The sequence below is a fragment of the Alteromonas antoniana genome, assembly GCF_019249295.1.
Lineage (GTDB): Bacteria > Pseudomonadota > Gammaproteobacteria > Enterobacterales > Alteromonadaceae > Alteromonas > Alteromonas antoniana.
This window is the reverse complement of record NZ_JAESDH010000018.1, coordinates 97,223-112,513: the sequence shown is the minus strand read 5'-3', so window position 1 is coordinate 112,513 and position 15,291 is coordinate 97,223. Positions and strand designations below refer to the sequence as shown.

At 47.2% G+C, this 15,291-nt stretch carries 15 protein-coding genes; 9 read left to right on the top strand and 6 right to left on the bottom strand.

Translation table 11 applies throughout. From position 1 onward, the window contains the following. Positions 1–174: 174 nt before the first annotated feature. Entirely contained in the window at positions 175–2,073 is a 1,899-nt protein-coding gene (locus tag JKP77_RS15385) for an aminotransferase class V-fold PLP-dependent enzyme (protein ID WP_338024880.1), read from the bottom strand. Between the two features lie 157 nt (positions 2,074–2,230). Then, positions 2,231–4,105 (bottom strand): putative bifunctional diguanylate cyclase/phosphodiesterase, encoded by a 1,875-nt coding sequence (locus JKP77_RS15380; protein ID WP_218312043.1) that lies wholly within the window; start codon positions 4,103–4,105, stop codon positions 2,231–2,233. Positions 4,106–4,326: 221 nt separating this feature from the next. Between JKP77_RS15380 and JKP77_RS15375 the strand changes: the two genes are divergently transcribed. Next, positions 4,327–4,647, top strand: coding sequence for a hypothetical protein (locus tag JKP77_RS15375; protein WP_218312042.1), 321 nt, complete (start codon positions 4,327–4,329; stop codon positions 4,645–4,647). 367 nt (positions 4,648–5,014) lie between these two features. Further along, on the top strand, positions 5,015–5,410 hold the full coding sequence (locus tag JKP77_RS15370; protein WP_218312041.1) for a DUF3718 domain-containing protein: 396 nt from the start codon (positions 5,015–5,017) through the stop codon (positions 5,408–5,410). A gap of 261 nt (positions 5,411–5,671) precedes the next feature. On the opposite strand, the gene JKP77_RS15365 is transcribed toward JKP77_RS15370, so the two are convergent. After that, a complete protein-coding gene (locus JKP77_RS15365; RefSeq protein WP_218312040.1) occupies positions 5,672–6,898 on the bottom strand; it encodes a methyl-accepting chemotaxis protein in 1,227 nt (408 codons plus the stop codon). 254 nt (positions 6,899–7,152) lie between these two features. Next, positions 7,153–8,043 (bottom strand): alpha/beta hydrolase, encoded by an 891-nt coding sequence (locus JKP77_RS15360; protein ID WP_218312039.1) that lies wholly within the window; start codon positions 8,041–8,043, stop codon positions 7,153–7,155. 128 nt (positions 8,044–8,171) lie between these two features. On the opposite strand from JKP77_RS15360, the gene JKP77_RS15355 reads away from it, so the two are divergent. Beyond that, positions 8,172–8,669, top strand: a complete 498-nt coding sequence (locus JKP77_RS15355) for a DUF3750 domain-containing protein (RefSeq protein WP_218312049.1) — start codon at positions 8,172–8,174, stop codon at positions 8,667–8,669. Between the two features lie 93 nt (positions 8,670–8,762). On the opposite strand, the gene JKP77_RS15350 is transcribed toward JKP77_RS15355, so the two are convergent. After that, positions 8,763–9,659, bottom strand: coding sequence for a LysR family transcriptional regulator (locus JKP77_RS15350; RefSeq protein ID WP_218312038.1), 897 nt, complete (start codon positions 9,657–9,659; stop codon positions 8,763–8,765). Between the two features lie 114 nt (positions 9,660–9,773). Here JKP77_RS15350 and JKP77_RS15345 point away from each other — a divergent pair, with 114 nt between their 5' ends. From JKP77_RS15345 to JKP77_RS15320, 6 genes are all read left to right on the top strand, one after another. Then, complete coding sequence (locus tag JKP77_RS15345; RefSeq protein ID WP_218312037.1) at positions 9,774–10,226, top strand: DoxX family protein; 453 nt, start codon at positions 9,774–9,776, stop codon at positions 10,224–10,226. 386 nt (positions 10,227–10,612) lie between these two features. Continuing rightward, positions 10,613–11,203 (top strand): hypothetical protein, encoded by a 591-nt coding sequence (locus tag JKP77_RS15340; protein ID WP_218312036.1) that lies wholly within the window; start codon positions 10,613–10,615, stop codon positions 11,201–11,203. A gap of 364 nt (positions 11,204–11,567) precedes the next feature. Next, entirely contained in the window at positions 11,568–12,152 is a 585-nt protein-coding gene (locus JKP77_RS15335) for a hypothetical protein (RefSeq protein WP_218312035.1), read from the top strand. Between the two features lie 462 nt (positions 12,153–12,614). Continuing rightward, a complete protein-coding gene (locus JKP77_RS15330) occupies positions 12,615–13,013 on the top strand; it encodes a response regulator transcription factor (RefSeq protein WP_218312034.1) in 399 nt (132 codons plus the stop codon). An 88-nt stretch (positions 13,014–13,101) separates the two neighbouring features. After that, a complete protein-coding gene (locus JKP77_RS15325; RefSeq protein ID WP_218312033.1) occupies positions 13,102–13,734 on the top strand; it encodes a CatB-related O-acetyltransferase in 633 nt (210 codons plus the stop codon). Positions 13,735–13,874: 140 nt separating this feature from the next. Then, positions 13,875–14,315, top strand: coding sequence for an MgtC/SapB family protein (locus JKP77_RS15320; protein WP_218312032.1), 441 nt, complete (start codon positions 13,875–13,877; stop codon positions 14,313–14,315). Here the strand turns inward: JKP77_RS15320 and JKP77_RS15315 are convergent. Further along, positions 14,275–15,252 carry an endonuclease/exonuclease/phosphatase family protein gene (locus JKP77_RS15315; protein WP_218312031.1) on the bottom strand — a complete coding sequence of 326 codons (978 nt, stop codon included), beginning with the start codon at positions 15,250–15,252 and terminating at the stop codon, positions 14,275–14,277. The genes JKP77_RS15320 and JKP77_RS15315 overlap by 41 nt on opposite strands. Between the last annotated feature and the right edge of the window lie 39 nt (positions 15,253–15,291).

Below are 15,291 nucleotides of genomic sequence, written 5' to 3'. Positions count from 1 at the left end.
CGGCTTATCTCCATTAAATGATCTTCGCAAAATCAGTTTAATGAATGCTGATGTCCCCCGTTAATGATGAAGAGCCATCATTTGTTGAGGTCTGGCGGGAAAACCGTTTATGCGTTCTTGTATAAGTTAGCAAAACCATTTCCCGACTGCTGATAACCATCACGCCAACCCGCATCATTCCTCGTTCTCAATCACATATACCTCACCGTCGTGCAGGCCCTGAATTGTCAGTTTCTGGCTGGATAGGGCATCTAAATAATCCAGGTGGGCCTGCTCAATTTTTTGCCCTGGCACCAGCAATGGGATCCCGGGTGGGTAGGGGGTGATAAGCGCCGCGGCCGTGCGGCCAACACTGTTTTTCAGTTCAACCAGCTCTCGTTTTCCAAAAAATGCGTCGGAAGGTAGTGTCGCCAGATGTATAGGCGGTATTGCTACCGGTAACGCTTTCTGACGGTTACTTTTGCGCAATGAGACATGCCCGGCATCCAGTTTATTCAAGGCGTTGAACAGCCTGACAATCTTTGAACGCATGCCACCGAACGTCAGCAATACCAGCAGTGTACTGTGGGTAAACTTCTCGATTTCCAGGCCGACTTCGTCCATCAGAAAACGGTGTATCTCCTGATTGGAATAAGACAGTGCAGAAATATCGATAAGAATTTTAAGTGGATCATGGCCGATATTGTCTGACTCAAAATGTGAAAACATCTGCTTGAAGTCATCGGCATCCAGAATGCGTACCCGGGTAAATTTCTCAGCCTGCTCTTTTAGCTCCTGCACGTGGCGCAGTAAATTATTGATAATTTTGAAACCTTCCATTTCCAGTTGTTTGCGGCACACATCCAGAGAGGCAATTAACTGGTACTGCGGTGACGTACTGGTGTGGATGGCATAAATCTCTTTGAAAAAGTCTTTATCAAAATCGGGATCATTCACATGGATATAGGAAGCTTGTGAAAACGCTGATACTACTTTGTGCGCGGAGTGGGTCACATAATCTGCGCCGGCGTTAATGGCGGAATACTGTCTGAACTGCGGATGAAATAAGGAATAGGCGAACCACGCCTCATCAATGAATACCTTGATGCCGTGCTGATGGGCATACTCAACCACTTGTCTGAGATCGGTAAGCAGACCATCGTAGGTACAACCGGTAAGTACAATAAGCTTCGCATCCGGGTTTTCGTCAATCATGGTTTTGAGCTGGCCCAGAGAGGGGGGCGCAAAAATGCCGTATTTCGGGTCCAGAATGCTGTCCAGATACAGCGGCAATGCCCGTGCCTGGACCATGCCGTAATGCACTGACTTGTGACAGTTTCGGTCAACAATCACCTTGTCACCTTCACGCAACAGGGTTTGCAGAATGATTTTGTTGGACGTGGAAGAGCCGTTGGTAACAAAATAGGAATGGTTAACTTCAAAGGTACTGGCGACAAGGTTCTGCGCTTTTCCAATGGCGTTGGTTCCGTCGGATAACGACCCCAAAGAATCGACGCTCACAGACAGGTCGCTGATAAACATGTTGCGACCGAAAAACTTGTAGAAGTCATTGATGTAACTGGAGCCTCTGAAACTGGCACCGCCACTGTGTCCCGGGGTGTGCCAGGAGTCATTGGTTTCTACCGCGTATTTTTTGTAAGCGGTCCAGAAGGGCGTTTCGCTGCGATCATCAAAGTCGTTCACGATATAAGCCAGCGCTGATTCTGGATCTGCTGCTATTTCATTAACCGCAAAAAACGCTTCTATCCGGCTTGAACGCTTTACGATATCAAAGCCGATATCATCCTCTGCGGTAACGTATACTGGCAGCTCATGACGAATAGCTTTAATCGCATCAATAACGGATTCATCGTGCGATAGTGACTCTTCGGTTTCCCAGCTAAGCAGTGCAGCCTGTATATCGCCGTCACTATAAAGCTCGGTTGTCGCATCATCCGCGGACGACGCCGTAACAATCGCCAGCGTTAAATCGTCCCTGTCCAGCGAATGCATAACCGATTCTAAATACTGTTTGGTACTGGCAAGTCGTGTCTGGTTGTGATCGATCACGAGGACTTTTAAACAGGGAGCTATAGTCACAGAGTTTCCTTTCATCATTAATAGCGTCATTGCCGGAGCGTCGGCCCGGGCAATGACGAAACAACATTTTATAGTCATGAAGACTAGCAATTATCAGGGGTTATTGAAATTGCTTCTCACGCCTAACATCGTGAAACAGAGGGGGAAGGGATCAGAGAGACAGTTTTGAGCCGGGTACCGGTTTCGACCAGTAGTAGCCTTGCCCGGCGTGACAGCCAAGCATCATCAGCTTACCCAGTGTGGCTTCATCCTCAATGCCTTCCGCGACAATCTCCAGTCCCAGACTATCGGCCATGGTGATAATGGCTTTGACGATTTCTTCATTGTCTGCATCGGTGGTCAGCGCGCTGACAAAAGAGCGGTCTATTTTGAGTTTTCTGGCATTAAAGTGGCGCAGGTAACCAAGATTAGAATATCCCGTGCCAAAGTCGTCGATAGCCACTGACACGCCCAGTTCGTCCAGAGACTTGAGCTGTGACTGGATCTGGTCTTTATCATCCAGAAGCTGAGACTCGGTGAGCTCCAGTTCGAGAGCGTTTGCCGGCAGATTCGCATTGTTCAGCGCTGATTCTACGGTTTGCTGGAGATTACCATCGGCAAACTGCACCACAGACAAATTCACGGCGACTTTCAGATCAGGAGACGAAGAGTTGCGCAAAGCCGCGCAGAAAAGGCAGGCTTCGTTAATTACCCATTTGCCAAGTTCGGTAATAACACCGCTGCTCTCAGCCAGAGGAATAAACTCATCCGGACTTATCATACTTCCGTCAGGCTGCGGCCAGCGCAAAAGTGCTTCTACTGCAATCGTTTTGCCGCTTCGCAAGTCGACAATCGGCTGATAAAACAGTGCAAACTGCTGTGATGTGACAGCCTGATGTAATTGTTGAAAAAGTGCGAATTTATCTTCGCTTCCCTTATCCATCTCTGCATCATAAAAATGGTAGGTCTTCCTGCCCACTTTTTTGGCCTGATACATGGCAATATCGGCTTTCCGGCAAAGCTGTTTAAACTGGTTTCCATGTTGCGGAGCGACGGCAATTCCTATTGATGCAGAAATAACGATGCGGGTTTGCATGATGATAAATTCTTTCGCGCACAGGTCGATAATTGTGCTCGCCAGAGCGTGGATCTCGCGTAAGGAATCATTGATAGGGGCTATCAGCAAAAACTCGTCGCCACCAAAGCGAATAAGGTGTTGCTGTGGGCCCAACTGTTGATTCAAACGCTTGCTTAACAACTCCAGCAAGCGGTCGCCGGCTTCGTGGCCCAGTGCATCATTCACCGGCTTGAAGTTATCCAGATCAATAAACAGTATCGCCAGCTCCCGGTTATCCTGAGAGCATACATCATGAAGCTGATTAAACAGCTTCTCCCCGTAAAGCCGGTTTGGTAAATCAGTCAGCACGTCATGGTGGGCGAGGTGTTGTATCTGCGCCCGGCTGTGCTGTACTTTTATATTTTCAGCTTGTAATGAATGCATCAGGGTTTTGATATCCCTGACCAGAATAAAAACGCTGAACCCGGTAACGATAAATATTACCAGAATAAACAGTAAGTGAGTCCAGCTGAGGTAGGGAATGTTCGGATCAATAATACCGTGCAACGTTAGCCAGACTATGGCGATGCATAGTGCAATAACGAACAGTAGCATGGTAATAAACAGCCAGACGCCTCCCAGCAATGCCGCAAAAATAAACATACTGGGATAACCAAGAATGGCAAGGTCAAACATACCGGCGCCAGTGATGGCGAATGCAAATAGCATTGCCGACATACAGCCCAGTAAAATATAGGCAGATGCAGAGGTTTTATGTTTATAAGCCAACAGAAGTGCCAGGCCCAGACAACAAAGACCGGCAAGGAACAGATAAAAAGTAATCCCTCTGGCAACTAATAATGATGCAAGCAGGCCCAGCGCTGTGGCTGAACATATTTGCATCAACCGATAACGACGTACCTCCTTCAAACCATCTGTTTGTAGAATGTTTGCCGCAGTTAGCGGAGAGTTTGATGGTATGTTTTGCATTTTAACCGCTCGTTATCGCACTTATCCTACTTTACGTGCTTATTAGCAAAGAACCAAATTACCTGTCGATTTTATTTCAGCGAAGCGCAATAAGACGGAAAACGGATCATTTCCGGCCTTAAAGACAGGCGCAATTCGGAACACCGCGCAATACACTGCGTCTGAAGACTGTCGTCGGACTAATAAAGGATTGGAAATGCAATAATTAAGGAATGGATAACATGAACAAGATTCTTAAAAAATACTGTTCACTTTACCAGAATTGGTCTGTGGCTGAGCAAACCAGGTGGATATCAATTCAAAGGCGCGGGAAAGCCCGCTTCATCATCGAGCAGGGGATATGTCGTTGGGGACTGCTGTCATTTTTGTTGTTCATGCTGATATCGCATCAATCCATTACAGTTAAAGCTGACAATCCGTTACAACACATTTTAATCACTGCATTCGTGTGGTTGATTATCAGTGCAGTGTACGGTCTGTTGCTTTGGGAAGGTACAAACCTGTCATTTTCTGATTCGGACAAAAAGCGGGTGGGCGGATGAGCAAGGTTGTAGTCATTCTGGCGTAATCACAGTCTGAGTAGGCGCATTCACTGCAAAACGTAAAAAGCGACAACGCGTAGTGTGAGCGATATAAGCAGAGGTGTGTAGGGCGAAAAATACTTCTGATAAGCCAGGTCGCCAATTCTTATCTATCTAATTTAAAAATGATTTTATTGCTCGCTATTTGGCAGGGGCTTTCCTGAATCAACGTGCATTTAGCACGTCTTGAGCGGAATTCCTGCCTCTATGGTATGGGTTATTATACTTTAGTATCGTCCTGGTTATTTTCTCTTCTCCTGAAATGCCGTTTAATTGCTTCCGTACTCACCCAGTGAGCAAAAAAACTAATAACTCAAGGATAATAACCATGTTGAAAATTGTTAAAACTTCTTTGATCGTTGCTGCTTCTACTCTTGCATACTCTAATGTTGCACACGCGAACATCAACGACGCTCTGGCTAACATCTGTAACATTGTACAAGCTGACGACAAAGGCGAGTTACGTAAAAAAATGCGTAGCGTTGAGTCTGATTACCGTCTGAAACTACACGATTACTACACCGGTATTTCGTGCGACGGACAAAGCCTTATCCGTGCTGCTATCAAAAACAACGCAGTAGAAGTAGGCACGCTTCTGGTTAAGAAAATGCCAAGCCGTGACCTGACTGCGCCAGAAGCCGATGGCAAAACGCTTCAAGCGTGGATTGCTGAGCAAGGTCTTCAGGATAGCCCAATCGCTGCAGAGCTAAGCGGCCGCATCTAACCGTAATTTCACGCCATGTGACATCTGTTCAACATGGTTGCGGAGCCTATCTCCGCATCGTAGCCCCGAAAGGGGCTACATTCCTTTCAGCCCCCAGAAATTTCCTGATTCGCTCTGCATCCTGACGACGTATTTCATTACATACGCTTTTCCAGAACGATCCAACGTTCTCACCTTTGAATAAATAACGCTGAAAACCTCCAGAAGCAGTAAATAAACTAACTGCCCCGGAACCCGGAATGGCTGAGTTAGCTAAGCGAATCACTTCACAAACTGGGACAGTTGCTCGCTGGTGCTGTTGGATTGTGATTTGGCCTCTTTAGCATGTGAATCTACCTGTTCCATTTGCTGTTTCACTCTGTCACTCAGTTCTGTTATGTCCGCAACAGAACGATCAGCCTGTTGATATTGCGACTTTAACGATTCCACAGCATGCGTGATGTTGGTGAACTCTGACGTGTTGCGCTCAAAATCGGCAATCATGTTATTGAAAGTCGCATTCGTTGAGGATAGTTTTTCCCGCATAGCTTCTGACTCTTCGATAAGTCGGGAAGATTCGTTTTGCGTTTCATCAACCAGTTTTTCCATATCGCTGAGGAAGGTACTGATTTGCTGTGTGGCATCTGCAACTTTGGCAGACAGTGTCCGAACCTCGTCTGCCACAACGGCAAACCCTCTGCCAGCTTCTCCTGCACGGGCAGCCTCAATGGCCGCATTTAATGCCAGAAGGTTTGTCTGATCGGCAAATTCGACAACCATCTTCAGAATATTTCTGACGTTTCCGGCGTTTTGTTGCAATCCGTCCACGGTTTTAGAGAACTGCGACAACAACTGACTGATGTTATCAATTTGGCTGTGGGATTGTGACAGTTCATTGTTGGCGTTATTTGCACTGGTTAAATTGGATTTGTTGTTTTCAGCTACCGAGCCCGATGCCTCAACAATATGTCCGATACTTTTACTGATCTGTTGACTGGACGCTGACATCTTATGACTCAACGTTTTTTGCGCATCGACATCGCTGAATGCAGTACCCACCAGACTTGCCACTTCCTGGTTGGCCTGACTTGCCTGTTGGGCCTGCATGTGGATCCGCGTCATTAATCCCGCGAGATTATCGACGAACAGGTTATAGGCTTCAGACAGTTCCTGAAATTCGTCACGGGTAAAGGAAGGCAGGTGCGTTCTGATATCCCCTTTGGTGTGGTTAATATTGTTAAGCGTGGCGAGCAAGGATTTTACCGGGCGCACAATCAGGTAATGCAGGTAAAACAGGGTAAAGCCAAAACACAAAAGACTGCCGGCAAATAAGACAATTGTAGCCGTTTTCAAACTTTCATTGTCGCCGGAATCCGAATCGGCATACTCAAACAGAAGATAGAAGCTGGCCAGCTGGAATAAAAATAAAAAAGTAATGTTGCCAATGATTTTGCGGGTAAGCGTATAAAAGAACGTGCGCTCGATAGTGTTATACAATTTCCAGAACATAACTTTCACTGCGTTTTCGTGGTGACAGCGAGGGATCTCAGGCGCTAAACTCGGTGCACTTATCGCTGTATCTATTAATGATATGTTTTAAAGATAACGACCAGAGCGGAATTTGTCGAACCCATCGTTTCTCATGTCATTAATAATTCGACACTTATTGATCTTTGTCATCGAATTCCCGGTTACGCTGAGCAGGGGAGTCTGAGTTCACTTCAAGCGAATCTTGTACAATGCTGAAATGCAGGTGTGTCCTTTTACAATTTCGAAGTCCGGCTGTTCGTATCGTGCTTATGCGTCTGCGTTGTAAAAAACTGATCGATAGCGCCCAGGATCTGATGGTCATTCTCAAACCACGGATGAAGCTGTAATACCATATCGATATGATTCAGAGATTCAGGGAAAAAGGCCGTTTCAACGTAGACGTTTTCCTTTTGCAATGCATCTTCAAAAGACAACGCGTTTTTCATTGCAACAATTTCGTCGCCTTTCGCGTGCAGTAATAATGTTGAGGGTTCATTTCCGCTGACATGGGTATTTGCCTTCATGTCAGTAAAATTGTCTTTCCCGAATGTTTTCACGTACTGCGGATCTTCCGGTGTGAAATTGTAAGGCCCGGCGAGACCGGCAAAGGCGGTTATCACTGATGGTGTGAGATCATGCGTTTGCAGGTACCCCGCGTCTGATGAAACCAGTGCGGCAGAATGTGCACCGGCAGAATGCGCTGCGAGGTATAGCGGCTGGTTGGTATCTTTTGCGATGTTTTTGAACGTCCACGCTATCGCAGCAGAAACGTCTTCCACAAAGGTGGGGTAGGTGACGTCCGGATATTTCGCGTAATCAGGAATGACCACGGTATAACCTTTACGATAGAACGCATCGGCAACAAACGCGTATTCAGATTTTTTTCCCGATGACCAGCTTCCACCGTAAATGAAAATGACAACGGGAGCGGCCTGTGGCTGCGAGTAAATATCCAGCAGTTGCCAGGGCGCTTCTCCAAACGCGACATTGCGTTCAATTGACGCGTTTGTGGTAAGCACTACCGCCTTGTTGATGCCCCACAGACCGATATCTGTGCGGTACGTATACCCTAACCAAACGAAGGTGCCTAAAACCGCGGCAATAATCCAACCTTTTCCCGTCAACGTATTATCCCTCTGATAATTATTAGTAGTAGATAGGAGGTTTATCGACACCGGGATCAGCCTCATCTTCTACAATTCATTTTTAGGGAGACAGTGTGAGAGCGTTAATATTAGTCGCTGCGATCGTTATGGTGCTTAGTGGCTGTCAAAGTCCGGACTGGCGAACAGCGAGTCGGGAGCCGGCAGGTATTGCACCGGACCCTGCAACGACGAAAGATGCCGTGATTGAGGTCTACGCCGCCGATGCGTTTAGCTGGCGGGGATGGTTTGCGGTTCATACGTGGATTGCGGTAAAGCCTCTGGATGCAAGTGAATATCGTGTGTTTGAGGTGATTGGCTGGCGTGTGGACTCAGGTTTACCTGCACTTCGGGAGTACACCACAGAGACGCCGGATCGTTATTGGTACGGTGCCCGGCCAGACAAAATACTGTCGGTTACAGGGGCGAAGGCTCAGCAGTTGATCCCGAAAGTAACGGCAGCGATAAACCGTTATCCTTATGCTGATGAATATAAGGTTTTCCCCGGGCCAAACAGCAATACCTTTCCGGCGTGGGTTGGGCAGCAGGTGCCTGAACTGGGGCTGGAGCTTCCCTTCAGAGCTATAGGGAGCGGTTACATTGATTAGGACTTCAGGATGCGCACTGCATTATTCGTAAGGCTTACAAACATCAAAGCATTACTTAAACAAGGGCAATTAACTATTGAAAACGGCTAACGGCTAGTACGCGTCCCAGTATGGCGGAGAGCCGAAATAGCCGTCGGCAAAATCCAAAAACGCCCTGACTTTACTGGCAAGTAGCTGACGGTGCGCATAAATGGCAAACAAACCCATATCCGGCGGAGCCAGTTCCGGCAATATTTCTACAAGCTCACCGGTTGCCAGCGCCTCGCCGCAAATAAACGTGGGCTGAAGTGCAATACCAGCTCCCTGCACGGCCATCTGTACCAGGGTGTCACCGTTATTGCAGATGAAATTATTGTGGTTGTTGTCTGAGAGCGCATTGTGAACCGCCGATGCGGATGAGGGCTCCAGGTAACTGTAACGAAGATACCTGTGTGATCGCAGCGCCTCCAGTGAGGCCGGCATGCCATGGTGCTTAAGGTAGGCAGGGGAGGCGCAAATGACCGAGCGCACTGTCGCCAGCTTTTTGGCAATCAGTGATGAGTCTTTTAGTTGCCCAACGCGAAGTGCAATATCGAAACCTTCCTCAACAATATCCACTTTGCGATCATTAAGCTGACAATCAATAGTGACGTCCTCGTTGACTTGCTGAAAATCATAAAACAGTTGGCTTAGATGCTTTATGCCGAAACTAACCGGCGCACTGACTCTCAGGCGACCTTTCGCCTGTTGTTGCGAATCGCCCGCGGCATTCTCCATATCTTCAACTTCATCAAGAACAAATAGTGCTCTGGCCAGATATCGTTCTCCCGCTTCTGTAATGTGAACTCGTCTCGTTGTGCGGTTAAGCAGCCTTACGCCGAGATGTTGTTCTAATTGCGAAACATATTTACTCACAAGTTGGGGGGAGAGTGTCAGTTGGTCGGCAGCCGCGCTGAAAGAGCCTGACTTTGCCACTGCACAGAACGTTCTCATCGCTGTAAATCTGTCCATTATTATCAATACTGTATTTATAATAAGCCAATAACAGGCATCTTAATCTTCTTTCTTTAGGGGAGTAAAGTGATAAACACAAAACAGGCATCCCGCCGGTTGAGGAGATAAATTATGAATCGATTAACATCACTGATATTTAACAGCAACCCCACGTTAGGCGCTTTGGTATTGCGCGTCCCGGTAGGGATCATTCTCACCGCGCACGGCGCACAAAAGCTGTTTGGCTGGTTTGGAGGCTACGGTCTTGAAGGAACGGGGCAGTGGCTGGAGAGTATCGGATTGGCTCCGGGAATATTAATGGCGCTTCTGGCCGGCAGCGCAGAGTTTTTTGGCGGCATTCTGCTTATCGTTGGATTGTTGACCCGGCCTGCTGCACTGGTTTCTGCAATTACCATGCTAGTTGCCATTTTCAGTGTGCATATAGAAAACGGACTGTTTATGTCGAACAACGGCTATGAGTTTGCGCTTTCCCTGTTTGCAGCAACACTGGCGCTGACTTTTCAGGGAGCGGGCAGCATCTCTGTGGATAATGTTATCAAAAACAAACTGGAGGGAAGCCGCTGAGGGTGGCTTCCGGCAATGACATACCAGGCAGGGCGACGGTCCAGAGGTTCATTCGTTTCATCGTCGCTTTGCCTGGTTTAAATCTTGTGCTGGAGTAATAACAGGTAACGCAACTTGTTACCTGGTTGATAAGTTACTTATCTCAAGCTGAAAGCAGTATTTCCAGGAGGGGATTTCGACGAAGATTGCCAGAATTTAATGTTTACTGCTTTATAAAAGCATAGGGCTGCGCCAACGTTATTGACGGCAAAGTATAATTATTTAACTCATCCTGTTTCATCGGATCTGAATGTAAATTGAACGGATCGATCTGACAATTCCCAATGAATCGTGTAATATGAAATCTCATCCTATATACTTTTGTCTATAAGACAAAGAGGCTTTTCATGTTATTTGACCCGCGCAATCCCAATCAGTTGGTCAATGTCAGAAATGTATTGATCCCTGATGTATTTCAAATATCAGTAAATGATACTGAATATTATGTTCATATTAGTCCGTACGTCTGGCTACGCCCTTGGGAAGGCAAAGAGCACACTGGGTTTTCCATTGGTCTGGCTGCAGGTTGTCCAAACGCATGTCGTGCATTTGGTACGCTGGACAAGGGCTACCTGGACTGCTCACTGGAAGATGTGGTAAATGCTGCAAAAGACCGCATTCGTGTGCTTGGCAGTAGTTATTTCACGTCTAAAAGTGCTGGCGTGACCTCGTTGACAGAATATGCTGAAAGAGGTTTCACCGTGATTGATGAAGCCGACTCTCATCGCAAAGCTTACGACAAAGGCTACCGGTTTGTCGCACATATTTATCAGTTGCGGGGAGGTGGTATGCGTCGTCACATATGCGACTGGTATTTTTATGGCCGTCCTCAGACAGACACGCTGCTATCAAGACTACGTCAGGACGAGACCCTTCATCCTGATGCCATGCATTATGAAGTAAACGAGTTACTGAAAGAGTTACCTGTCAGTGCCTGAGTAGGTAATGCTGCTTTATCCTATCTTCTGATACATGCGGTGTGTCCATCTGTGTCAGACTGGCCTGATTTTTTCTATAAAATCGCCATCCCACGATAAATCTCAGTAGCCTCATCTCTTGCGTGTTATACGCCTGCCGGCAGTCGCTTTCTCCGGGCTATTATGACAATGAACGTAACAGTGTCTGATTAACTCGCCCTCAATCAGTTATTGGTGTTTGGCGCAACCCTGCAATAAAACGCAACAGCAACTACCTGCTAACCATCTGATAGAGCAGTAAATTGTCCTGTTAAACTAATGTCTTGTTGTAACCGTAGAAAGATAAAGGTATTTTTAGACTCTTAATTTTCTTACGAGGTTCGGGATGGTTGACCATAAACCGGTTGTTCTGCGAACTTACTCAAAAGCGCAGCTTAAACAAATTCAGGTGCTAACAGGTATATCCCCGAATGCGATGCGCAGAGTGTTTGGCGGATGGATCCTCTTTGCCGCAGTCGTTGGCGGTATCGTTGCTGTTGCACCGGATCTCAGCCTGCAGTTTATCGTAATGACGATGTTGGTGCTGGTTGCTTTCACCGTTGCAATGTTTGCGCAAAGTCGCATCGCTGAAGGATGGCCGGCAATAATCGCTGATGGCGACTATATTGGGGTAGTTCGGGATCCGCAAGCCAGAGAGTTTGTCTGTGTGCCGGTCGAGAGAATAAAAAACGTCGAGCCAACGCTTATTAAACCCAACAAGAAAGCAGTCGCTATTTTGTTATACACGTCGCAGCTTACTGAGTCGGACGTTGAAGTGCTTAATCAGGCTGTGTGGCCCAGAGATGACAAGCTTTTGGGCTTGGCACATTTCAAATCCAGGGAAGATGCCTGTGATCGTGTACTGGAATACATCAGTCCCAAAAAAAGCAATGCTGATCAAATGGGTAAGCGACCTGCAGCATCGGCCTGATCGCGATAACTTCCTTTTTATCAAGAGGTAACCGTTAAAATTTGTTTGTAACACCAGATGCTTATCACCCGCCTCAACATGCTGTGATTTCTTTTTACTGCTTGTAAAACACAATGTGTCGCCATTTACATGCTATTACGGTGCGAACCGGTAAAATGGCGTTGTTTATTGTGGCGAAGCGACCCTCACTCTGTCCATATAACAAAACAACGCGTAAATTTTTCCTCATATAAAAAACAAATTGCGCATTTTTCTTCCAGTTTGGTAGTCTTTTACAGTATCCCGCAGCCAAATGTCAGCGTTTGGATGTCTTGCAGCGATGGCGCGGGATGTGCTTAACAAGTAAGTACAAGGGTTTTATTTCCTTGATGGGATAATTGTGGGCACGGTAGCAGACCGTGATTTTGTGAGTGCGGAATAACCGCACGTTTCGTGCGAGGGACGCCGCAAGGAGACAAAGGTATGTCAGGAAATAATAGACTCTCTGTACTTGTAGTTGAAGATAATCCAGTTGTAGCCAGCCAACTGACCAGTTTTCTTGGTGGGTTAGGGTGGACAGTTGATTTTGCCGCCAGTGGACAGCGAGCTATGCATTTCGGTCGCGCTCAGCGATATGACGTTGTGCTGTTAGATGCCCAGCTACCAGATATGCAGGGCGCTGAATTGTGTAAGGTGCTTAAGCACGAGCAAAAATGTTGTCTATCTGTGGTATTGATGGACACGCAGCTGCCAGCCGAGAGCCGTACGCTTGAAGTGGCCCCGGACATCGACGACGTGGTAACTGATCCAAGTAACTACAAAGATGTCGTGGCACGGTGTCAGGCTGTTGCGCGTAAACAGGCGATGGCAATTACAGCCTGAATCAACATGAGAGGAGATGGGCCAATGAAGTAAGAACTGCTGAAAGTTTTTGACAATAGATTGCAATTGTAATTTTTCAGGAGTTCTTATGGGCCCGGATCCATCATCCGGACACCCCATTCCCGGGGTTAACCAAATCGTTTTCTTAAAGAATATCGTAACCAACCCGAATATTCAGGTTGGCGATTATACCTACCTTGACGACCCGGATGGAGCGCAAAATTTTGAAAAAAATGTGCTCTACCATTTCGATTTTATCGGCGACAAACTCATCATCGGTAAGTTTTGCGCTATAGCCAACAATGTCACTTTTATTATGAACGGCGGGAATCACGCCACACATGGTTTGTCGTGTTACCCGTTTTTTATCTTCAAAAAGGGATGGGAGCATACGGCGTCAGTGACGTCCACCGGCGTGAATCGCGGTGATACCCGTGTAGGGAATGATGTGTGGATTGGCACCGGCGCAGTCATTATGCCAGGCGTGACCATTGGCGACGGCGCTATCATTGGCAGCTACAGTGTGGTTACCAAAGATGTGCCTGACTATAGTGTGGTGGGGGGAAATCCGGCAACGTTAATTCGGCATCGCTTTAACAGTGAAACGATTGCACGTCTGAAAACCCTGGCATGGTGGGAAAAAGACATCACATTAATAACCTCAGCGCTTCCTGCAATAGTGAAAGGCGATATGAACGCTGCTGAGTCAATTTTGTGCTGATGAGCACAGACTACTAATCGGATATCCAGCAGAAGAAATGGGTGTAATCCAACCAGATACCGCATGCTTCATGGTGATCAATAGCCCTGAAAAAGCGGTATCGACAACAAGGTTAACTTTTTGCACGCCTTGGAAAGAATATGGATATTGATTTACAACTTGTTTTCTACCACTTTTACCAACTCGGCATTGCCTTCGTGCTGTCTTTGCCCATAGCGTACAACCGCGAACATAAAACAGACGGCGCAGGACTACGGACTTTTCCGTTGGTGGCGATATCTGCGTGTGCCTTTATGCTGGTAGGACGTGAGGTTTACCAGGATGGAGAAGCCGAAGCACGCGTGATGTACGGCATTATTACCGGTATCGGCTTTATTGGCGGGGGCGCAATACTGAAAAATTCCAAACAGGTGGCTGGTACCGCGACCGCCGCAGGTATTTGGCTGGTCGGTGCGCTTGGCGTAACGGTGGCTTACGGACGTTACGAAATCAGTATTGTGCTGTGTACGCTGGGGTTCATTATTTTCCAGTTTGCTGGCCCTATGAAGAAGCGACGTGCTCAGTCAGAGCGAGGCGAGTAAATAATGGAAAGTGATCAGAACCAAACCCTTCAAGCCGTTTAATATGAATCAACGTAAAATCATCACTGTGAAACACGTGGTCCAAAGGCCAGCGTATTAGCGGATATTTTGCGTGAAACGTGTTGAAAAAGCCGCGACCAATGCGTGGATCGCGTGCGTGACTTAGATGGCGGAACTTACGGGTTGTGGGCGACCAGGCCACGTCATTAAGATCTCCTGCGATAATGGTTGGCTGCTCGCACTTCGCTACTTCTTTGCCAATAATTGCCAGCTCTGCATCTCTGGGGCCCGCCGTTTCGTTTTCTGTTGGGCTGGGAGGTTTGGGATGCAGGAAGTACACCGTCACCGGAATGTCATCCAGCAGAACATCAACCTGAATGGAAGGAACGCCATCTTCCACGACAAATCGAAGTTCCTTTTTCGTGAAGGGTAAACGACTGTACAGATGCATCCCATAGAGGTTTTCCAACGGGCAGGCGACACGGTGCGGGTAGTCTGCATGCAATTCGGTAAGCGCATCCTCCCACCATTGATTCGTTTCCAGAGTTACTAACATATCCGGTTGATATTTGTTCACCAGGTCAATCAATCCCTGGCTGTTTTTATTGTGCATGTATACGTTACTGGTCATCAGGCTGATTGAATGCGCTGGATGCTCTTTCGAGTGAGGAACTTCTGCTTTCCAAAGTGCCGTGTAGGGCAGGATCCAGTGCAATTGATAAAGACCAGACACAGTCAGTGCGGTTATACATACAATAGAAACGGTAGAGAGAGGGACCGGTAAAAACAGCCAGCACAGTAACAATACCGCGATACAAGTGAGCTGCTGCGTGCGTGGAAATTCCCAGACTCTTATTAGCCAGTGCTTGCCGGGTATATGCGGCGCGAGTGTAGTGAATACAAACAAGGCGCTTAAACCAATCAATGTTTCAAACATTATACCTTCCTTTAAGACTTCAGCAGTTACGACCGGAAA